The sequence below is a fragment of the Brevibacillus sp. HB1.3 genome (genome assembly GCF_013186635.1).
Taxonomy (GTDB): domain Bacteria; phylum Bacillota; class Bacilli; order Brevibacillales; family Brevibacillaceae; genus Brevibacillus; species Brevibacillus brevis_D.
The window spans coordinates 1-20228 of record NZ_JABMIT010000005.1 but is presented as its reverse complement, the minus strand read 5'-3'; the positions used below and the strand labels follow the sequence as shown (position 1 = coordinate 20228).

The window sequence follows — 20228 nt, the reverse complement described above, 5'->3', positions numbered from 1 at the left end:
ATATATTTGTGATATTTTTCACAAAGTCGTCATATATGCCGATTTCCCCACAGATATAATTCTGGTACATAAAGGCCAAAACGCGAATAGAAAGGGATCTTGTACATGGACATAGTGGATTTGGGACGACTTCAATTTGCGATAACAACGATCTTTCATTTTGTTTTTGTGCCGATTTCCATCGGGCTGTCCTTATTGGTAGCCATTATGGAAACGATGTATGTGGTAAAAAAGAATGATTTGTATAAAAAAATGGCCAAGTTTTGGGGAACCTTTTTGCTCATCAATTTTGCTGTCGGGATCGTGACAGGGATTATGCAGGAGTTCCAGTTTGGGATGAACTGGTCTGATTTCTCACGATTCGTCGGTGACGTATTTGGGACACCACTAGCGATTGAGGCCCTCTTAGCATTTTTCCTCGAATCGACTTTTATTGGACTATGGGTGTTTGGTTGGGATCGTTTGTCCAAAGGTGTGCATCTCGCATGTATTTGGCTCGTATCCATCGGAACGATTCTTTCGGCTCTTTGGATTCTGGCAGCCAACTCGTTTATGCAGCGGCCAGTTGGCTTCGCTATCAATAACGGACGTGCAGAGATGGTCGATTTCTTTGCTCTTCTTACCAATGGACAATTACTATATGAATTCCCGCATACCGTATTTGCGGCAATTGCGACAGGTGCCTTCTTGGTAGCAGGAATCAGTGCTTGGAAGCTGTTGAAAAAACAAGATGTTACATTCTTTGTGCAATCTTTCAAAATTGCGATCGTGGTCGCATTGATTTCCTCGCTTGCTATTGCTCAATTCGGTCATGGTCAGGCACAGTATTTGGTTGCTACCCAACCGATGAAAATGGCAGCGAGTGAAGGGCTGTGGAAAACAAGCGCTGACCCAGCTCCTTGGACGGTTTTTGCAACGATTGATCCAGAAAAACAAGAAAACGGCTTTGAAATAAAAATACCTTACTTGCTTAGCGTCCTGACGTACAACTCACTTTCAGGTTCTGTACCGGGCATGTTGGAATTGCAGGCAGAGTATGAGAAAACCTACGGTCCAGGAAACTACATACCACCAGTTCGGACGACCTTCTGGAGCTTCCGCATCATGGTAGCGGGCGGTAGTGCAATGATTTTACTGGCTTTGTACGGGGCATATCTCGCTTTACGCAAAAAGCTGGAACAGCCAAATAAGCGATTCATGCAGCTGATGGTTGCGGGTATCTCGTTGCCATTCATCGCAAACTCAGCAGGGTGGATCATGACGGAGGTAGGTCGTCAGCCATGGACGGTATTCGGGCTGTTGCGTGTTGAAGATTCGGTTTCCCCAAGCATTAGCACAGGCGCGGTATGGTTCTCTCTCGTCGCCTTCACGACGATTTATCTCATCCTGCTGTGCCTCTTGGCTTATCTGTTTGCTCGTGTGGCCAAAAAAGGGCCGGAATTGGATGGTCATGAGGAAGTAGAGGATTTGCAGCTTCAGGATCCATTTGATCGTGTAAGGAGTGAACGTTATGGAGCTTAATGAACTGTGGTTCCTGCTCATTGCCGTACTGTTTACCGGATTTTTCTTTCTCGAAGGCTTCGACTTTGGAGTCGGCATGGCGACGCGCCTACTATCACGAAATGATTTGCAAACCCGGGTTCTGATCAATACGATTGGCCCGTTCTGGGATGCCAATGAAGTGTGGCTGATTACAGCCGCTGGTGCGATGTTCGCAGCGTTTCCAGAGTGGTATTCCACGATGTTTAGCGGATATTATCTCGTGCTTACGCTGATTCTGCTTGCGTTGATTGGGCGAGGAGTAGCATTTGAATTCAGAGGCAAAGGGAAAGGCGAGGCTTGGAAAAAGACGTGGGACGCAGCGATTCTGATTGGAAGCTTTGTCCCGCCGATGTTGTTCGGAATGGTGTTTGCCAGCTTGGTGAAGGGTGTGCCGATTGATCAGAATATGGAAATGAGTGCGGGCTTCTCTGATATTGTGAATGGATACTCGTTGTGGGCAGGTGTGACAGTCACGGGGCTATGCTTGCTGCACGGTCTGAACTTCATCGCGCTGCGTACAGTGGGCGAGCTGCGTGAAAAATCACATGTACTGGCAGCAAAGCTCTTGCCGATGCAAGCGGTTCTCATGGCGGTGCTTGTAGGGTGGACATTCATGGTGACTGATCTGTTTGAGCGGCAGGGTGTTCTGTTGACAGTAGCTGTACTCTTAGGTGTTATCGCTTTTGTACTGGCTCGTCACTACTTGAGACAAGGCAGGGAAGGCTGGGCTTTCGGGATGACAGGTGCGATGATCCTGTTGACGTTCGTCTCGATGTTTATCGGTTTGTTCCCACGGGTGATGGTCAGCACGATTGATAGCGCGTTTGATTTGACCCTTTATAATGCAGCTTCGAGTCCATACACGCTAAAAGCAATGACCATTGTTGCAGCAGTGCTTTTACCGTTTGTGCTAGCCTATCAGGCTTGGAGCTACTTCGTTTTCCACAAACGAGTCACTGAAAAGGATCATTTGGAGTACTAATGGACAAGGAATTGTTCCGCTTACAAGGAATCCGACCGGTTATGCTGCTGCTAGCCGGTCTTTCCCTCCTGCAAAGTGTGGCGATTATCGGTCAGGCCCTGTTTTTGGCGAGGTCGATTGCGATCTTGTTTGAAGGTCAAACGGTTCAGATGGTGTATCAGCCGCTTGCCCTATTTTTGGTCCTGATAGTAGCTCGCCATACCATCGTTTGGCTACAAAAGAAAGTCGCTGGCCGTTTTGCAGAAGCTGCCAGTGAGTCTTTGCAAGGGCGTGTTCTATCCCGATTGTTCGAGTGTGGTCCACGCTTTGCAGCCAGTGAAGGAAGCGGAAAGCTTGTTACGCTTGTTCTGGAAGGGGTAGATCGTGTACGTACCTACCTGGAGTTGTCTGTTCCACGTACGCTGGATATGGTTTTTGTTACGTTTCCGCTTCTGGCATTTGTCTACATGCAGGATGTGATTTCTGGACTGATCCTGATGGTAACGATGCCGGTTCTCATCGGATTTTTTATCGTTCTCGGTCTGGCGGCACGTAAACAGGCAGACAAACAATGGCGATCATATCGAATGCTTTCCCATCATTTCACCGATTCGCTTCGCGGGCTTGCGACGCTCCGGTTTTTGGGATGCAGCAAAGACCACGGGGCGACTGTCGAGAGAGTGAGCGATCAATATCGATCCGCTACGATGCGAACGTTGCGCGTGGCCTTCTTGTCTTCTTTGGCGCTCGACTTTTTCAGCATGCTGTCTGTTGCGTTTGTGGCGGTTGGTCTAGGACTGCGGCTGATTGAAGGGAACGTTGGCTTTGAAACGGCATTGGTCATCCTGATTCTTGCACCAGAATACTTTTTGCCAGTACGGATGCTTGGATCGGATTATCATGCCTCATTGGATGGCAAGGAAGCGCTGGGGACGATTCGTACCATTATCGATAGGGCCGCTACAAATGAACATAAGGCGGAACCGCAAGTAACGGATAATCAGACGTCTCTGACAGGTGTATGGAATGGAACGATTACCTTGTCCGATATTCGGGTCGTCGGTGAGGATGGCAGACAGCTACTGGGTGAGGTATCTGCGGAATTGGGCAGCAACACGAGAAGAGTGGGCATTGTAGGGGCGAGCGGGGCTGGAAAATCAACCCTTCTCGGAGTGCTCGGCGGCTTTTCTGATCCCGAAACTGGCTTGATACAAGTAGATGGGCACCCCATTACTGGCGATGCGAAGCAGGAGTGGCAGCGGCAAATCGCTTACATTCCACAGCATCCGTATTTATTCAATCAATCGTTGGCGGATAACATTCGCTTCTATGAACCGGAAGCGACGCAGGAACAGGTGGAGCAGGTGATTCGTGATGTTGGTCTGGGAGAGCTGGTGGACAGCTTGCCAAATGGCTGTGACGAAATCATTGGCGAAGGGGGACGCACGTTAAGTGGCGGACAGGCACAGCGGGTTGCATTAGGACGTGCACTGCTTAGCAACCGACCAGTGATTTTGCTCGACGAGCCGACCGCTCACTTAGATATTGAAACGGAATGGGAGCTCAAACAGACCATGTTGTCGGTGTTGGGGGACAGGCGAGTCTTTTTGGCCACACATCGCTTGCATTGGATGCGAGACATGGATTGGATTTGGGTAATGGACCAGGGACGGCTGGTAGAAACGGGTACCTATGAACAGCTCGTTGCACAAAAAAGCGTATTTTATCAGTTGTTGACAGCTAGTGCCAAGGGGGAGAAAGGATGAAGGAAGCGCGAGAAGGCAATCAGGGGTGGTTTCTTCCATACTTTCGCCAGTTTTTCTGGCAGCTTGCCGCAGCAGCTTTGCTGGGAACCTTGGCAGTGGCATGTGCGAGTGCTTTGCTGTATACGTCCGGGTATTTGATTTCCCGCTCCGCACTCAAGCCCGAAAACGTCTTAATGGTCTATGTTCCCATCGTACTTGTCCGGGCTTTTGGCTTTAGCAAAGCAGTCATTCAGTACCTGGAGCGTTTGGTTGGACACGATGCAGCTTTGCGTGTGTTGTCGCGTATGCGTGTGCGTTTGTACCAGGCTATCGAGCCGCAAGATCAGCTCCTCCGCACTCGTTTTCGTACGGGAGATCTGCTTGGTGTTCTAGCGGATGACATCGAGCAACTACAAAATGTTTATCTGCGCTTTGTGCTGCCAGCCGTCTCGGCGGTCCTCCTCTACGGGGCAGGGATTGTGGCACTTGGAAGAATGGATGGGACGTTCGCGCTGCTGATGGCGTTGTACTGTGGTTTTCTGCTGCTTGTTGCACCCGCATTAGTCTTGTGGTCATCCATTGCCAAGAGTCGTCGGTTCAAGCAGGAGAGACAGGCCGCATATCGGGAGCTGACTGATGCTGTTTTTGGCATGAGTGATTGGATTCTCAGTGGTCGTACCCAGCAGTTTCTCCAGTTGTTTACGAGACGGCAAAAGACAGCTGCCCAGATCGAAAACGCCATCCGACGCGGAGAATGGCGAGTACAGTGGATGTTGCAGTGTGCAATCGGTGGAGCCATTGTCTTACTGGTCATCTGGGCGGGCGGACTTGCTGCTGCGAATCAGATTCCTGTTACGTTGATTGCTGCGATTGGGCTGGTCGCATTCCCGTTGATGGATGCGTTTACCCGGATTTCTGACGCAGTTGTGCGAATGCCAGAATATAAGGAGTCTTTGGAGCGGCTTCGGGAGATTGAGGACGGTCGTCCATCCATTGTAGAAGTGCAGGAGGAAAAGGTGGCAGATCAAGCGGGGGGCATTTTGAAGCTCGAGCATGTTCGTTTTCGCTACCCACAAGCCAGCAGTTGGAGTGTGCAGGACGTGTCTTTTGAGGTGGCTCAAGGGGGAAAAATTGCGTTGCTCGGTCGCAGCGGAGCTGGTAAATCGACGATACTGAACTTGATTCGAGGGGCCATACAGCCGGAAGTAGGTCAGGTGACTGTAAATGGACAGCCTGTCCAGTCAGAAGAGGCTTCTGCTTGTTTGTTTTCCGTGTTGAATCAGCAGCCGTATTTGTTTGACACAACCGTAGCAAATAACATTAGGCTTGGTCGACCCGATGCGTCTGATGAAGAGGTTCGTGCCGTGACAGCTCAAGTCGGTTTGGATCAGCTGATTGAATCCCTACCAGACGGTTATCAAACACGGATGCAGGAAACCGGTCTGCGCTTCTCTGGCGGAGAGAGGCAACGGATAGCCCTTGCCCGGATTTTGCTGCAAAACAAGCCGATTGTTCTCCTGGATGAACCGACGGTGGGATTAGATCCGTTGACTGAACGCGATTTGATGGCAACGATCTTTCGTGTCTTGCAAGGGAAAACATTGATTTGGGTGACTCACCACTTGAGCGGCTTAGAGCAAATGGACGAGATCATTTTTATGGAGCAGGGATTCATCTCGATGCGAGGGACACATGAGGAGTTGTATCAGGACAATCCAAGGTATCGCAACCTGTATACAATGGACTGTCCGTTGGTGTCCATGTTGGGAAAATGAGAAGAGGAAGGAAGGCTGTTCCGGAGAGGGACAGCCTTTTTCGCTTAAGAAAAGGCCTCGCTAGTTACGCCCCGGTAGTAATGAGTGTGCCCGTCATCATAAGTGGTTTGCCCTGAAAACTCGTGGTAATGACTTCCGTCTGGCAATGGAATGGGCGGACTCGTCCAGCCCCTGTAGTGATGCACATGTCCATCATTAAAAGTAGTGGTACCTTCGTAGTAATGGATGTGTCGATCTCTCATTCCTTCTGGGGGCGATGTTCTGCCACGGATTCGGTGACGATGATGATCCGAAATGCTCGTCAGTGTGTCATACCCATGAAAATGCCCGGGTCGATCGGCAAATCGAATAAAGCGTAATGAATGAGAGTGTTGAGAGCTCATCAAGAAACGCCCCTTTGTATGCATTTATCACTAGTAAATGCGTTTGTCAGCCGTTTCGAAACGGGCATTCGTCTATTGGGAAAAAGGAAAGAGAGCCTTCCTCAGTGGAAAAGGCTCTCTCACGTGTGATTAAAACAGTTTTTTCCCCATGATATGATCGAGTGGAATCACGCCAATGACTCTACTATCATCGCTATTGTTACGATTGTCCCCCATCACAAACACATGGTTTTCTGGTATGACGATTTTGGCATCAGGTAAGTCGACCATTTTTTCTTTTATGTACGGCTCGTTTAACGGCTGTCCATTCCGATACAGGTTCTCGTTCTTAAACTCCAACGTATCGCCAGGTTTTCCGATGACTCGTTTTACCCAGAATGTTTTGGCTTCGCTGTTACCCATGGCAAGCATGAGTAGAGGATTTTCAAGGATGTCATCTTTTAACGTACGATCTCGGTTTACACGGCTGTCGATCACGACAATATCGTTGTACTCAGGGAGATAAGAAAATGTGTGGGACAATTTCGACACATAGATGCGTTCGTCGTTTTGCAAAGTGGGCTCCATCGATTGTCCATTTACTTTAAAAGGTTGGAGGACAAATATGTTAACCAGCATTGCGAGTGAAAGGGAGATGCCCAATGTTTTGGTCCAGCCCCATATTTCTTTTGCGCTTTTCAAATCAGACCGCATCCTTCCCCGTGAAAGATTACTTTAGTGTGGCTACTGGTAGTACGTGAAAAGGTGCCTTTTGGTTACGTAAATGGAAAAGAGAAGCTTGTGAAACAAAAGGAATTAAGCAAAAAAGCTGAAAAAGATGACAGCAAAAATGCCGCTGGGGACAGAGGCGAGCAGGAAACAAAAGGTCCATTTCCATCTGCTTTTATAATCTTGCACTTCATGTTCTTTGGAATAGGCTGAGGGAGTGCTAAGGGCGTTATAGACCATTAATCCAGCTAGTGTAAGGAGTCCAAACGCAAGATACTCAGCATAATTGCCAACTTGATCGATGTTCCCTGTCGTTATCGCTATGATCATACAGAGAATCTGCAAAACAGCGCCAAATCCAAGTGCTTTCAGCATGTGAACGACCTACTTTTTTGGATATTTTAAACGATAATGACGAGTAGCCATAAGATTAGAGCTTTTTAACAAAAGTAACCCGGTCATTTCCTTTTCCATCATAATTCGAAGTCACATCGATTCCATCCACGCTTTTATCTCCTTTTTCAACGGCAAAACCTAGCTTCGTGTGGAAGGAGATTGAGCCTTTATTAACAGGGGAGGTAATGCATCGAATCGTATTACATCCTTTTTGTTCTACGGTTTGAAAGAAATGATGGTATAATTCGCGTCCCCAGCCATCTTTTCGCTTGTCCGGATGTACCCCAACGAAATGAATGTAAGCTTCGCCAGGCAACGTCTGGGACAAGAAGCCGATGAGGAACGCGATGACTTCTCCCTTCTCTTCAACAATGAAGCTCGTTGACTGGAAATGGATAAAAAACAGCTTGGGTAATAGATCAGACATTGGTCGCCCACCCCACCAATCGTTGAGGACGGTAATCACTTTGAAGTAGTCTTGCTCTTGTACATTTCGGATTTGCATCATGCGTGCCTCCTTCTCAACATGTTTCACTGTGACAAGTCTTTCTGCTCGGGCAATTTTTCCCAGACGACAATGATTAGCGTTGCGATAGGGCCGAGGAATAAAGAGAGAAAAAACCAGTTAAGACCGCTACGATTTTTTCCTTGAGCTAGTCCGGCGTTGATGAGGGCCAATGTACCCCAACCAACAACAAACTGATCTTTCATTTGTGAATCAGCCTCCATAGTTGAAATATTACTCGTATGATATACGTAATGAAGGAAATAGAGTTACAATAATTTTACAAAATGTGTATGATCAAACGAAAAATGGCCAATCGAAATCGAAGGGCCATGGAGAAAAAGTGGATCAGACGTTCTGATCACTCGGTTATTTATACAAAATATCATCCCGTAGTGATCCTACTTTGCCGAGAGCATCGGCAATATCCTCTTCGCTGACACCAAAGTGAGCCAAGGCATCACGCAAATGCTTAACGATGGCATCAAAATGAACGGGTTGCAGATTCATCCCTTCGTGAACCTTTGCCATGGACTGTCCCGTGTATTGATTCGGACCACCGAGGGCATAGCTGATGAACTTAGTTTGGTGTCTACGTTGTTTTTCCATATCCGTGTTTTTGAAAAAGTGGTTCACGGTGTCATCAGCTAAAACTAAATCATAAAAGTAGTCTACTACTTTTGCGACCGTATCTTCCCCACCGTATTTCTCGTAAAATGTACTCATCATTGGCCTCCTTAGGACGTTTGCTTCCCTTATATATTCCACCATTAATGGAAGGTTATTAAAGAAAAGCCCGCAAGCTGATGCCGATTGCTTTTCGACGTCAGCCTGCGGACTCGGTGTATGCCATGCGCGCTTTGTTTTAGCCAATTTTCCTGATTACTTTCGAATGTCCACCTGAACTGACAATGATCCATCCTTCAGGAACAGGTGAGGCTTGCATTACCTCAATCTGCGTTCCGTTAGGAGCACCATTGACATTTCTAATCACATTCGATCCTCCAAAGGCTCGAACCATGACCCATCCGACTGGAATAGGCGAGGCGAGCATCACCTCTACCTCCGTGCCATAAGAAGCACCGTTCATATTCTTGATGACATTCGATCCTCTAAAGGCTCGAACCATGACCCATCCGCTGGGGATAGGCGAAGCTAGCAGCACCTCTACCTCCGTGCCATAAGAAGCACCGTTCATATTCCTGATCAGGTTCTGCGTTCCTAACGTTCTAACGATAACCCATCCGGCTGGAATAGGCGAGGTAAGCGACACCCAAAATTCTTCACCATACGTGGCTGCTTTTTCCTGTGGAGCGAGCGTCGCCCCTTGGACTTGTGTGGCTAGAGAGGGTACTGCGACGACTGAACTTAATGACAGGATTATAATTGCTTTTTTAAACATGCGCATCAACCTTCCCGAAATGGTTCAGTATAATTCTAAAAATACCAATTTATTACATTTTATACAATTATCATTCTGATTACTTTAAGAGATATTGTCGAATGGTAGGCAAAGTTGACGATGGGTTGAACAGCCACGAGAAAAGCAAAAGACCCTCTCATCGGTTGAGAGGGTTGAGGTAAAGGTAGACTGTCCGTGTGTGGAGCGTAATGGAGAGCATTCCTATTTCATAAAGCTTAAAGCGACACCAATGGAATAAGGTACAAGCCATAAAATCCAGACGATCAAGCTAAATTTATGGAACTGCTTGATTTGATGTTCTTTCTTTTTCCATAGGACGACACAGGCCCACACTGTATGGAAAAACATCAAGATCAGAGCGATCAACCCAGTAATGCCATGCAAATTTAAACTGGAGTTCTCAGCAAGTAGTTTCATAAACGTAGTTCCGATCGTATCGAATGCTAAGCCAAGACCAAAAAAGATAAGGTGTTTTAACTTTAGCTCTCCTGAACGTTTTTCGCTCCATACCCCAATCGTATAGGCAATGAGAGCAAGATTTATAAAAATCACAGCTGCTACTAACACGTAAAATCATCTCCTGTTCATTTCTTTTGACTACGCTTGTAAGTGTAATCGTTGAACATGAACACAAGATGAACGACAGTGTAAATGGAGGTACCGATGCCCCTCAAATGAGGAGCACCAGTACTGCAAAGCTAGTTGTCTAGGTGCGATGGACCATCTGCATGAAACAAGTGTCTCAAGATCGCTTGACTCACTTCGGTCACTGGTTCAAAAACAAAAGCAACCAGATGTTCATGTGGCTCCAGATAGTAGTTCCTGTAGCCGAGCTGAATCAACTCCCGATTGAGTCGCGCTGCATCTTCAAAACTTGCATAGAAATACAGATGCTTGGTCATGGTAATCACCTCCTTCCGCACTAAAACGTAGCAGAAGGAGTAGAATCTCACCAACGATCAAGATCTTGATTTCCAATTAAAAAAGGAAAAAACCCCTATAAAAAAATAAGGGTTTCTCCTTTCACATCACCTGTTCGCTCTACCGATTGTCCACTTTTTCCGGATACATATCATGATTCATCATCCGATGGCTCGCCATCTCCTCGTATTTCGTCCCCGGTTTCCCGTAGTTGCAATACGGATCGATCGAGATGCCGCCGCGCGGAGTGAACTTGCCCCATACCTCGATGTAGCGCGGATCCATCAGCTTGATCAAGTCGTTCATGATAACATTGACGCAATCCTCGTGAAAATCACCGTGATTGCGGAAGCTGAACAAGTATAGCTTGAGCGACTTGCTTTCTACCATTTTGATGTCAGGAATGTAGCTGATATAAATCGTCGCAAAATCCGGCTGGCCTGTAATCGGGCACAGGCTGGTGAATTCCGGGCAGTTGAATTTTACGAAATAATCGCGGTACGGATGCTTGTTGTCAAAAGACTCCAATACGCTCGGGTCATAGGAGTAGTTGTACGTTGTCCCTTGATTCCCCAAAAGAGTGAGGGAGGATAAATCGCGTTCTTGTTGATGTGCCATATGAGTACAATCCTCTTTTCTTCGTGAAAGTAAAATATCGTTTAAACGCCTCGTTTATTGCCCCAGACAAGCGCATGTAGTTGGGGAAGAACCTTCGCGTCATTCATGTCAGCTGTCGCCATCGCCTGATCGATCAGCCATTCAAAGCTCTCCAAAAGCTTATCCCGAAGCGAAGGCGTATCAGCGTCAGTCAGATCGCTGTTTCCTGGCTGCAAATAGAAGGGAACTCCTGGAAAGCGCTGATGAATGGTGCGTGCATAGGCAAAATCGGCGTCGTCGAAAACAACGACTTTCAGACTAAGTCCTGGATGCTTTTGATCCAAGAGCTCGTGCACAATTCGATCAAGCGCTTGAAAATCTGTTTGCATCCCGGAACTAGGCGGCTTAGGAGATATTGTAATGTCGTCAATCAGTGGAAGCCACGCTTGCCACTTGCTACCTTGTGTTTCGACTGCTGTGCGAATGCCATGTTCCTTCAAAAGGGCGACTAAGTCACCGATGCCAGCCAAAAGCGCGGGATTTCCCCCGGAGATCGTGACATGAGAAAAACGATCCCCGCCTAAGCGAGTGAGCTCCTCCCAGACCGCCTCGGGCGACATTTGCCGGATTTCATCACGGGCAGATCCATCCCACGTAAAGGCGGAGTCACACCAGTTGCAACGATAGTCACAGCCAGCGGTTCTCACAAACATCGTTTTTTGTCCGATAACCATTCCTTCGCCCTGAATCGTTGGGCCGAATATTTCCAAGACCGGGATCATTCCATCATCCACTCCCGTCTTGCCTCTGCATAGCTGGTCGGTGTCTCGAACAGGCGAACGAACTCCACCCGAGCGCCGTCGTAGCGGTCGCGGTAAGCATCTGACTGCAATTGCTTTTCCATCTCTTCGAAAATCCACACGACCATGTTTTCGGCAGTGGTATTCATCGGAGGGAGCATTTCATTCAGATAGCGATGATCCAAATAGATTTCGATGTGCTCTTTCCAGATTTGCTTGATGTCACCGAAATCGATCACCAGTCCGATCTCGTCTGGAAAGCCACTGATGCCAAAGACGACTGTGTACGTATGGCCGTGGAGGTTTTTGCACTTTCCTTCATAAGCGTGCAGATGATGGGCAGCGTCAAAAGTAAATTCCTTGCTTACCAAAACGCGCTTGTTATGGTAGCGAAGCTGTGATTTTTGAATATGGGTACCCAGGGCCTGCATGCGATCGACGATACGAAAATCAAAGTTCGCGCTCATCAGGCTTGTTCTCCAGGCTGATTTTTCTCGGAAAGATACGTGTCCAGTCCGGCTTTTCGTAAGTGGCAGGCAGGGCATTCGCCGCAGCCGTCTCCTTTGATGCCGTTATAGCAGGTGAGGGTATTTTCGCGAATATAGGTGAAGGCACCCAGATCGTCCGCCAGTTTCCATGTCTGTGCTTTGTTCAGCCACATGAGCGGCGTGTGAATCACAAACGGATAGTCCATCGACAAATTCAATGTCACATTGAGTGATTTGATAAAGGCGTCACGGCAGTCGGGATAACCGCTAAAATCCGTTTCGCATACACCAGTAATCAAGTGACGTGCTCCTCGTTGCTTGGCGAAAACGCCCGCAAAGGAAAGGAACAACAAGTTGCGTCCGTCGACGAACGTCGATGGCAATTGGCCTTCTTCCTGGGTAATGTCAATATCTGTGCGGGTGAGTGCATTGGGCGCGAGCTGGTTTAACAGGCTCATGTCCAATACGGAGTTTTTGACGCCGAGTTCTGCGGCAATTTGCTGGGCGCACTTGATCTCCAGCTTGTGTCGCTGACCGTAGTCAAATGTGAGGGTTTCTACTTCGCCGAATTGCTCTTTCGCCCAAAACAGGCAGGTAGTGCTGTCCTGACCTCCGCTAAAGACAACAACGGCTTTTTCCTTTTTCATCATTGCTCTCCATCTCCTCTTAATTGAATGGGAAGAAAGAGAGTTCTTGAACTTTCCTGCAAAAAAACAATAACAATACCAAAGAAAGGTACTGTTATCCAGCTTAGTTTTTTATAGAGGGAGTTCGCGAACCTCTCCCGTGCAGATGCACGGATTTCTTATTTGTGGAACCCAAGTGGGTGCCTTGAGACATTATACAACAATCACCGCAAAAGTGGGGGGATTATCGCTTGGAAAAAGATTGACGGATGGAGGGTGCTACTGCTAGTGTTTTTTCATAATCGATCAACATGGAGTGGAGTTGGTGATTTTGATAAGAGATGTCCCTTTAGTAGAAGAATATCGCGGTGGTATTCTGGAGAACGTACATAACGGCATCGTGTGCGGCGTGAATGAAAAAGGAGAGGCAGTTTATCGGGCAGGCGATGTGAATCATATCACCTTATTGCGTTCCGCAGCTAAGCCCTTTCAAGCCATTCCGATCGCCAAACGTAAAATTGATGAAAAATTCGGACTGAATAACAGTGAAGCAGCACTCTTTGCAGCCTCACATCGTGGAGAAGTCTATCATATAGAACGCTTGGAGTCGATTTTACAAAAGACCGGCATTCAGGAAAACGAATTGCTTACGTGCCCGACTTATCCGCTCAACGAGGAGCCAAAGTTTGCTTGCTTGTCCCAAGGCAAAGAAAAGCGCAGGCTCTTTCATAACTGTGCGGGAAAGCATTTGGGGTACTTGGCGCTTTCAAAGGTTCAAGGATATTCCACTCATGATTACTACAAGGCAGAGCATCCAGCGCAACAAGAGGCTTTGGAGGTGTTTGCCAACCTTGCTGATTATCCCAAAGCGCAGGTACAGCTAAGCGTCGACGGCTGTGGCTTCCCGGTTTTTGCATTGCCGCTCAAGAACCTGGCGATTGCTTATCTAAAGCTCGCGTGCCCGGATCTGATCGAGGATCAGAAGACGCGTGAGGCAGTTGAGAGAGTGACAGGCTGGATGACGAGCAGTCCCGAGATCATTGCCAGTCACAACTTCATCTGTACAGCCCTTTTAATGGATGAAAATATAATCGCCAAAGGCGGAGCGATGGGCGTATACGGCTTTGCTTTGAAAAAGGAGAGACTCAGCTTCTCGCTGAAGGTACTGAATGGCTCTGAATTAGTATGGCCGCTTATAATCGCGTCGATCTTGGAGCAGATTCAGTATGATAATCAGGAAACCATCGACCGACTCCATACGCTGGCGCCAAAAGCTATTAAAAACGACAATCAGCTGGTGGTCGGGGAGAAACGACCAGTTTTTGTCTTGAACAAATGCTAAAAAGGGAGGCGAAGTATCATGCTAGTGGAAGTGATTGCGACTTCAGTTGAGGATGCAAAACGTGCGGAGCAGGGCGGAGCTGATAGGCTGGAGCTCATCTCGGGAATTTTGGAGGGAGGCATTACTCCGAGCTGGGGATTGATTGAGGCAGTGGTCAAGGCAGTTTCGATTCCCGTAAATGTCATGGTGCGACCGCATAGCCAATCGTTTTGCTATACAGAAGAAGAACTTTCTGTCATGCGGCAGGATGTACGTATCATCCGTGAGCTTGGGGCGGCAGGTGTCGTAATTGGCATGCTGACTCCGGAAAATAGGCTTGATCAGCGGGGGCTGGAGCAGTTGCTTGGTGAATCAGGTTCATTACATGTGACATTCCACCGTGCGTTTGATAATGCCGTCGATCAAATGGAAGCAGCACGTATTCTTCTGGAATATCCCCAGGTTCGTACGATTCTAACTTCTGGGGGCAAAAAAACGGCAATCGAGGGTGCTGATTGCATCGAGCAGCTCGTCAAGCTGACAGAGAACACACAGCTCGCGATTTTGGCAGGAAGCGGATTGTCGCTGGCTAACGTGGGAGACCTCGTAAAACGTACGGGTGTCAAAGAGGTTCATTTTGGATCGGCAGTACGAGAGGAAGGACAGGCTCTCCGATACGTCGATGCAGAGCGAGTGGCAGCGATCAAACAACTACTGTAAGCATAAAACAAGCGAACAAGCCGACACTTTACTTCTGGAGGGTAGCCGGCTTGTTGTTCATTTGCTTCCGTATCCAGTAACCGACGAGAAGAATCAGCGGATACAAGAACCCTATTGTTAAATCAAAGAATGGCCAGTACGTATACGTTTCGTATAAAAAAGCTTGGTTTGGAACGATGATAATCGCGATGGCGACAAATAAGATGCAAATGGGCAAGGTGAGCGACTGATGCTCCTTTAAACGGAGAAGCTGCTTTATCCCTACACAGAAACCATACATATACAGTACGACTTTGAAATAAATGGAGACAAACCACATGAGAGCCATCATTGCTTCCTGCCTTTGAAAGAACTCTCCTACAAGGACTCGTTTGGCGAGGGAGTAGCTCGGAAACGTCTCACGGGAAACCAATTCCGGGCCGAGCACCAAAAGCGATAAGAAGATGACGGCAAGCAGACAAACGCCACCGTATATTGCTCCTCGCAAAAATGCAGATGTGAGCTTTTGTTTTGCATCGAGAAGTGGAGTAATCATGAGGAAAATAACCAGCTCGGAGAAGGGAAAAGCGGTCACGGAAAATACTCCTCTTATAACGGGCTTCATGCCATTTTCCAAGAAGGGGAGAAGGTTCACGAATTGGAACTGAGGGGTTAACAAAAGAAAAAACGAAACGAACGTAAGGACAAACCAGAGGAAAAAGATTTCGCTGGTCCGTGCAAAAGTTTCAAGGCCTAAACGAACAGCGTATATGGCACAGGCAACAAGTAAAAACATGACAGCTTGGATAGGTGTTGCTTTCATAATGTGCGTAGTCATGAAATCGCCAATTGTTCGTATATAGACTGCGCCATTGATTAACACAGCCCCCATAAAGAGGATGGAAAAGACTGTCCCGAGCCAACGTCCAAATATGAGCTTGTTCTTTTCAATCAGCGTTTGTTCGGGGTAGATGCGACCGACTACACAAAACAAGTATACGATGGCTAGCCCCAGCGCGATGCCGATCAAGCCTGATAGCCATCCATCGTGACCGGCTTCAGTCGCAGGTACGGAAGGTAAGATCAAGATGGAATCTCCTATGGTGATGAACGTTACGAGGATGACAAATTGACGGCTGCCAATTTTATCGGAGTTCTGCATGATGCCTCACCTTGTCCGTAGGTTTATTTTACGTATTATTTCCAAGTTCAGGATGGATAAACGAACGGTAAGCGGGTACGGTCTCTTGTTTGAATTGTTTTCGGAATAGTATGATAATCGGAAGGCAACAAAAAACTACGAGCAACGGGAGAAGGGAAGAAAAGCTGTGGAGCTGGAAAAAAGGTTGTCGGCTATTATCGGAGAAGCGGAGGGGACTTGGGGCGTCGTTGTGGAGGAACAGGGCTCAGCGAAAGAAACCCGTTTTGAACATGTACCGGACGAGCTGTTTATTGCGGAGAGTGTTATCAAAGTGCCGATCATGGCTGCCGTTTTCGCGGCAAGTGAGCAGGGGCATTTTCGAATGGATGATCAGCTTGTCCTACGCCAAGAGGATCTGGTAGGGGGATCGGGGATTTTGTACGCACTATCCCCAGGCTTGAGGCTCACGATTCGCGACTTGGTGACCCTCATGATTATTCAGAGCGACAATACAGCGACAAATATGCTGATTGATTTGGTAGGAAAAGATCAGATTGATCAGACCATGATTGATTTGGGAATGCACCAAAGCTGTTATTCACGCAAACTCATGATTTATCCACTCGATATCACAGAAAACAATAAGATAACCGCTGGGGATGTTGCGAGTATGCTAGGTCATTTGGCAACGGGCAGTTTTCTGTCTCAGCGTGCCTGCAAAGAGATGATCGCCATTATGAAAAAGCAGCAAGTCCGTAATGGTCTGCCGTCCCAATTGCCAAATGAGGAAGAACCCAATTATCCTGGGTGGAAACTGCCGTGTAAATCCGGCTGGGATACCGGCAGACAGCATGATGTAGGCTTGCTATATACCAACAATCGCTGCTTTTCCATTACGGCCTTATCCAAAGATGTAACCCCCCAATCCGCTCTGAACACACTGGGATTACTGGGAAGAGCTGTGTATGACTACGCGATTTTGGCTGTCGATAATTAGATCGGCAGCTTTTTTATCTGTTGATGGACAGAACTTAGAATCGTTCTATTATTGATTTAAGATACTTTCTTCCAATACAGCATACTTGTCGCCGTATTCCTTAACGATATGCTTTTCGCCCCATAAGCAAAGCGAATCGAGAATACTTTTCAAGGTCCAGCCGTACTCGCTGAGCTCATACTCCACTTTTGGCGGAATCTGATTGTACGTAATCCGGTTGATGATGCCATCGTCTTCAAGCTCTCTAAGTTGCTGCGTCAGCATCTTCTGCGTAATGCCCGGCATCAGTCGTTTCAACTCACTTGTACGTTTTTTTCCGTGAGTCAGGTGACACAAAATAACGCATTTCCATTTACCGCCGATGACCTCAAGTGTAGCTTCCACTGATATGTTATACTTCTTTTTCACTGTTGATTCCTCCTGAACGATAGGTACTTATTAGTGCCTATCACACAAAAAAGTGCGTACTTTTTCTTTTCGTTAGTTTATCTCATAATAACACTTGTCAAACGACATGAAGCACATTAGGTGACTGGAAACAGTCATACTACCATAGAGTACAAGGACGGAGGAGACAAGTTATGCCAAAACATTTGCAAGATACAACTACACTGTACAACGGAGTAAAAATGCCTTGGATGGGTCTCGGTGTTTTTAAAGTAGAGGAAGGTCAGGAGCTCGAGCTAGCTGTAAAAAACGCAATCAAGCATGGCTACCGCAGTATCGACACAGCCGCTATTTATAACAACGAAGAGGGTGTTGGTCGTGGAATCCGTGCAGGTTTGCAGGAAGCGGGCATTACTCGGGAAGATCTTTTTGTCACCTCGAAAGTATGGAATGCGGATTTAGGGTATGAGTCCACGTTGCAAGCATATGAAACGAGCCTGAAAAAACTCGGGCTGGAATACTTGGATTTGTACCTCATTCACTGGCCAGTAGAAGGAAAGTTCAAAGAAGCATGGAGAGCATTGGAGACGCTGTACAAAAAAGGATTGGTAAAAGCTATCGGGGTGAGCAATTTCCACGTTCATCATTTAGAAGAACTGCTTAAAGACGCTGAGATTAAGCCGATGGTCAACCAAGTGGAATTCCATCCGCGTTTGTCTCAAGATGAACTGCGTGCCTACTGCAAGGAGCAAGGGATTCAATTTGAAGCATGGTCTCCGCTTATGCAAGGTCAGCTATTGGACAATGCAGTACTAAAAGGTATTGCAGAAAAATACGGGAAGTCCATTGCCCAAGTCATTATACGCTGGGATTTGCAAAATGGCGTCGTGACCATTCCAAAGTCGACCAAAGAGCATCGAATCGTCGAGAATGCATCCGTATTTGATTTCGAACTATCGAAAGAAGACATGGAAATGATTCATTCTCTGAATCAAAATCACCGTGTTGGTCCAGACCCAGATAACTTTGATTTTTAATAGCTGACGGTAAACAAAAAACTCCTGAAATCATCAGGAGTTTTTTGCGTTGAAGAAAAAGAAATAGAAATCAAATGACTTCTGGCAACTGAATGTCGTCCATCGTTACCACACATTCAAATTGATTGGGGGAGTCGTGGTGAACATGCTCCTTGAAAATACCCATTTTGACGAAAAAGCGCAGGCTTGTATAAACGGTTGAGAGTGTGATGTTTGGCATCTCATTTTTCAAAGCGTGATAAACGTCTTTGGCTGTATAGAATTTCCGAGTAGTAAGCATAAGAAGGAGTACAGCTCTTCTTTGGATGGTTAATCTTTTTCCTAGATGCTTGACTTGTTGTGTGACACTGACAATATGATCGTCCATTACAGGTCACCTCGTTGTTATATTATAATAATTACTATATGATAATTATCCTTTTTATTTTGTGTGCAGTCAACTTTTTCTTTCCGTATCTTATCCGGCTCATGGCTTGCGTGTGCATGTTTCTGAGGTATGCGTAAATCTTACATAAGAGTGATGAGGAAAAAGGGGTTTTCTTTTCCACCAAAACATGGTAGTGTATGTGCGGATTTTGCTTACGTGATAATGTCAGGAGTGGGACCATGTGGCACGAAAAAGACGAACCGCAATCCAGATGAACAGTCCGCAGCGAAAAGTACTCGAATACGGCATGCTGGTTTTAGGATCGCTAGTCTTGGCAACTAGCTTCAATCTGTTTTTGAATCCAAACCAAATTGCTTCTGGAGGCGTTTCTGGGCTATCGACGATTTTGCACAACTTGTTTGGTTTTTCTCCAGCGGTGGTGCAGTGGGCAATGAATATTCCTTTGTTTCTATTAGGATTCAAATTTCTCGATCGGCAATACAGTATGAAGGCGGCGGTTGGCTCCATTGTTCTCCCTTTGTGTGTCATGTTGACCAGTCACCTGCAGCCGTTAACCACGAATCTTCTACTTGCAAGTATTTATGGAGGAATCGGGGTGGGGCTTGGGATTGGTATCGTGTTTCGGGGGAGAGGATCGACGGGCGGTTTTTCAATTGCAACGCAAATCCTCCACAAATATTCAGGAATTAGCTTGGGTGCATGTGTAGCTGTGTTTGATGGACTAGTGATCTTGTTTGCAGGGATTGTATTCGATCCGGAAAAAGCATTGTATGCACTTATCGCATTGTTTGTGACCAGCAAGACGATTGATATTGTTCAGATGGGCTGGAATACCTCCAAAGTCGCTTATATCATTTCGAATGAAACAGATACACTGAGAGAAACCATCTTGTACGATTTGGACCGCGGTGTCACTTTGCTGGATGGTGCAGGTGGATATACTGGAGACGCGCGTAAGGTGCTCATGGCAGTTGTCAGCCAAAGTGAAGTGAGTAAGCTGAAAATCATGGTGCGTTCGGTGGATCCCGATGCATTTATTATTTTGTGCCCTGCTCAAGAAGTGTTAGGAGAGGGCTTTCGAGCGGGATAATATTATTATAGAAGAAAAGAGTGGTGGGGAGTAATTCCACTGCTCTTTTTTCACTAGATTTTTATTATGAATGAAATTATTTTAGATTTTCTATTGCATTTAAAATTCATACGTGCTATATTAAATCTCGTGAGCGGGACACACACGAAACGCACACAACGGAAAACAAAACAAATGCCGGTGTAGCTCAATTGGTAGAGCACCTGACTTGTAATCAGGGGGTTGTGGGTTCAAGTCCTATCGCCGGCACCACTACTTAATATGTAGTCGGGAAACAAAATAGCGCATTTGATAGCGC

25 protein-coding genes, 1 tRNA gene and 1 riboswitch are annotated in these 20228 nt (G+C 46.8%); of the genes, 10 read left to right on the top strand and 16 right to left on the bottom strand.

What is annotated here, in order from left to right; all coding sequences use genetic code 11:
* Positions 1 to 105: 105 nt before the first annotated feature.
* From HPY31_RS12965 to cydC, 4 genes are read left to right on the top strand one after another with little or no spacing between them, the layout of a single operon-like run.
* Positions 106 to 1521 carry a cytochrome ubiquinol oxidase subunit I gene (locus HPY31_RS12965; RefSeq protein ID WP_172141051.1) on the top strand — a complete coding sequence of 472 codons (1416 nt, stop codon included), beginning with the start codon at positions 106 to 108 and terminating at the stop codon, positions 1519 to 1521.
* Positions 1511 to 2524 (top strand): cytochrome d ubiquinol oxidase subunit II, encoded by a 1014-nt coding sequence (gene cydB / locus HPY31_RS12960; protein ID WP_172141050.1) that lies wholly within the window; start codon positions 1511 to 1513, stop codon positions 2522 to 2524. The genes HPY31_RS12965 and cydB overlap by 11 nt, the downstream gene beginning before the upstream one ends.
* Entirely contained in the window at positions 2524 to 4269 is a 1746-nt protein-coding gene (gene cydD, locus HPY31_RS12955) for a thiol reductant ABC exporter subunit CydD (protein WP_172141049.1), read from the top strand. Before cydB ends, cydD begins: the two co-directional genes overlap by 1 nt.
* Positions 4266 to 6023 carry a thiol reductant ABC exporter subunit CydC gene (gene cydC, locus HPY31_RS12950; RefSeq protein WP_172141048.1) on the top strand — a complete coding sequence of 586 codons (1758 nt, stop codon included), beginning with the start codon at positions 4266 to 4268 and terminating at the stop codon, positions 6021 to 6023. The genes cydD and cydC overlap by 4 nt, the downstream gene beginning before the upstream one ends.
* Before the next feature lie 44 nt (positions 6024 to 6067).
* Here cydC and HPY31_RS12945 read toward each other — a convergent pair whose 3' ends face one another.
* The 13 genes from HPY31_RS12945 to queC form a co-directional block, all read right to left on the bottom strand.
* Positions 6068 to 6406 carry a YmaF family protein gene (locus tag HPY31_RS12945; RefSeq protein ID WP_172141047.1) on the bottom strand — a complete coding sequence of 113 codons (339 nt, stop codon included), beginning with the start codon at positions 6404 to 6406 and terminating at the stop codon, positions 6068 to 6070.
* Positions 6407 to 6535: 129 nt separating this feature from the next.
* Positions 6536 to 7099 (bottom strand): signal peptidase I, encoded by a 564-nt coding sequence (gene lepB, locus HPY31_RS12940; RefSeq protein ID WP_172141046.1) that lies wholly within the window; start codon positions 7097 to 7099, stop codon positions 6536 to 6538.
* Between the two features lie 102 nt (positions 7100 to 7201).
* Positions 7202 to 7489 carry a hypothetical protein gene (locus HPY31_RS12935; protein WP_172141045.1) on the bottom strand — a complete coding sequence of 96 codons (288 nt, stop codon included), beginning with the start codon at positions 7487 to 7489 and terminating at the stop codon, positions 7202 to 7204.
* Positions 7490 to 7544: 55 nt separating this feature from the next.
* On the bottom strand, positions 7545 to 8015 hold the full coding sequence (locus HPY31_RS12930; RefSeq protein WP_172141388.1) for a GNAT family N-acetyltransferase: 471 nt from the start codon (positions 8013 to 8015) through the stop codon (positions 7545 to 7547).
* 26 nt (positions 8016 to 8041) lie between these two features.
* Positions 8042 to 8221 carry a hypothetical protein gene (locus HPY31_RS12925; RefSeq protein ID WP_172141044.1) on the bottom strand — a complete coding sequence of 60 codons (180 nt, stop codon included), beginning with the start codon at positions 8219 to 8221 and terminating at the stop codon, positions 8042 to 8044.
* Between the two features lie 163 nt (positions 8222 to 8384).
* On the bottom strand, positions 8385 to 8741 hold the full coding sequence (locus HPY31_RS12920) for a group I truncated hemoglobin (RefSeq protein ID WP_172141387.1): 357 nt from the start codon (positions 8739 to 8741) through the stop codon (positions 8385 to 8387).
* A gap of 139 nt (positions 8742 to 8880) precedes the next feature.
* Entirely contained in the window at positions 8881 to 9417 is a 537-nt protein-coding gene (locus HPY31_RS12915) for a hypothetical protein (protein ID WP_172141043.1), read from the bottom strand.
* Between the two features lie 222 nt (positions 9418 to 9639).
* Entirely contained in the window at positions 9640 to 10005 is a 366-nt protein-coding gene (locus HPY31_RS12910) for an HsmA family protein (RefSeq protein ID WP_015892826.1), read from the bottom strand.
* A 131-nt stretch (positions 10006 to 10136) separates the two neighbouring features.
* Positions 10137 to 10340 carry a hypothetical protein gene (locus HPY31_RS12905; RefSeq protein WP_016738696.1) on the bottom strand — a complete coding sequence of 68 codons (204 nt, stop codon included), beginning with the start codon at positions 10338 to 10340 and terminating at the stop codon, positions 10137 to 10139.
* Between the two features lie 139 nt (positions 10341 to 10479).
* Positions 10480 to 10977, bottom strand: coding sequence for a preQ(1) synthase (queF, locus tag HPY31_RS12900; protein ID WP_007729714.1), 498 nt, complete (start codon positions 10975 to 10977; stop codon positions 10480 to 10482).
* 41 nt (positions 10978 to 11018) lie between these two features.
* Complete coding sequence (gene queE, locus HPY31_RS12895; RefSeq protein WP_172141042.1) at positions 11019 to 11738, bottom strand: 7-carboxy-7-deazaguanine synthase QueE; 720 nt, start codon at positions 11736 to 11738, stop codon at positions 11019 to 11021.
* The gene (gene queD / locus HPY31_RS12890) at positions 11735 to 12223 is read right to left on the bottom strand and encodes a 6-carboxytetrahydropterin synthase QueD (protein ID WP_015892823.1); all 489 of its coding nucleotides are present in this window, start codon (positions 12221 to 12223) and stop codon (positions 11735 to 11737) included. Before queD ends, queE begins: the two co-directional genes overlap by 4 nt.
* Entirely contained in the window at positions 12223 to 12891 is a 669-nt protein-coding gene (gene queC / locus HPY31_RS12885; RefSeq protein ID WP_172141386.1) for a 7-cyano-7-deazaguanine synthase QueC, read from the bottom strand. Before queC ends, queD begins: the two co-directional genes overlap by 1 nt.
* A gap of 97 nt (positions 12892 to 12988) precedes the next feature.
* Positions 12989 to 13032: riboswitch (PreQ1 riboswitch) on the bottom strand.
* Positions 13033 to 13186: 154 nt separating this feature from the next.
* On the opposite strand from queC, the gene HPY31_RS12880 reads away from it, so the two are divergent.
* Together HPY31_RS12880 and HPY31_RS12875 are read left to right on the top strand one after the other, a co-directional pair.
* On the top strand, positions 13187 to 14212 hold the full coding sequence (locus HPY31_RS12880) for an asparaginase (RefSeq protein ID WP_172141041.1): 1026 nt from the start codon (positions 13187 to 13189) through the stop codon (positions 14210 to 14212).
* 18 nt (positions 14213 to 14230) lie between these two features.
* A complete protein-coding gene (locus tag HPY31_RS12875; RefSeq protein ID WP_172141040.1) occupies positions 14231 to 14911 on the top strand; it encodes a copper homeostasis protein CutC in 681 nt (226 codons plus the stop codon).
* A gap of 28 nt (positions 14912 to 14939) precedes the next feature.
* Here HPY31_RS12875 and HPY31_RS12870 read toward each other — a convergent pair whose 3' ends face one another.
* The gene (locus tag HPY31_RS12870) at positions 14940 to 16052 is read right to left on the bottom strand and encodes a GerAB/ArcD/ProY family transporter (protein ID WP_172141039.1); all 1113 of its coding nucleotides are present in this window, start codon (positions 16050 to 16052) and stop codon (positions 14940 to 14942) included.
* 166 nt (positions 16053 to 16218) lie between these two features.
* Between HPY31_RS12870 and HPY31_RS12865 the strand changes: the two genes are divergently transcribed.
* Positions 16219 to 17028, top strand: a complete 810-nt coding sequence (locus HPY31_RS12865; RefSeq protein ID WP_172141038.1) for a serine hydrolase — start codon at positions 16219 to 16221, stop codon at positions 17026 to 17028.
* A gap of 48 nt (positions 17029 to 17076) precedes the next feature.
* Here HPY31_RS12865 and HPY31_RS12860 read toward each other — a convergent pair whose 3' ends face one another.
* Entirely contained in the window at positions 17077 to 17436 is a 360-nt protein-coding gene (locus tag HPY31_RS12860) for a winged helix-turn-helix transcriptional regulator (RefSeq protein WP_172141037.1), read from the bottom strand.
* A gap of 173 nt (positions 17437 to 17609) precedes the next feature.
* Between HPY31_RS12860 and HPY31_RS12855 the strand changes: the two genes are divergently transcribed.
* Complete coding sequence (locus HPY31_RS12855; protein ID WP_172141036.1) at positions 17610 to 18452, top strand: aldo/keto reductase; 843 nt, start codon at positions 17610 to 17612, stop codon at positions 18450 to 18452.
* Positions 18453 to 18522: 70 nt separating this feature from the next.
* On the opposite strand, the gene HPY31_RS12850 is transcribed toward HPY31_RS12855, so the two are convergent.
* The gene (locus HPY31_RS12850; protein WP_137027499.1) at positions 18523 to 18819 is read right to left on the bottom strand and encodes a Fur family transcriptional regulator; all 297 of its coding nucleotides are present in this window, start codon (positions 18817 to 18819) and stop codon (positions 18523 to 18525) included.
* Between the two features lie 241 nt (positions 18820 to 19060).
* Between HPY31_RS12850 and HPY31_RS12845 the strand changes: the two genes are divergently transcribed.
* Together HPY31_RS12845 and HPY31_RS12840 are read left to right on the top strand one after the other, a co-directional pair.
* On the top strand, positions 19061 to 19930 hold the full coding sequence (locus HPY31_RS12845) for a YitT family protein (protein ID WP_015892813.1): 870 nt from the start codon (positions 19061 to 19063) through the stop codon (positions 19928 to 19930).
* A gap of 176 nt (positions 19931 to 20106) precedes the next feature.
* A tRNA-Thr gene (locus HPY31_RS12840) sits at positions 20107 to 20182 on the top strand.
* Positions 20183 to 20228 lie beyond the last annotated feature (46 nt).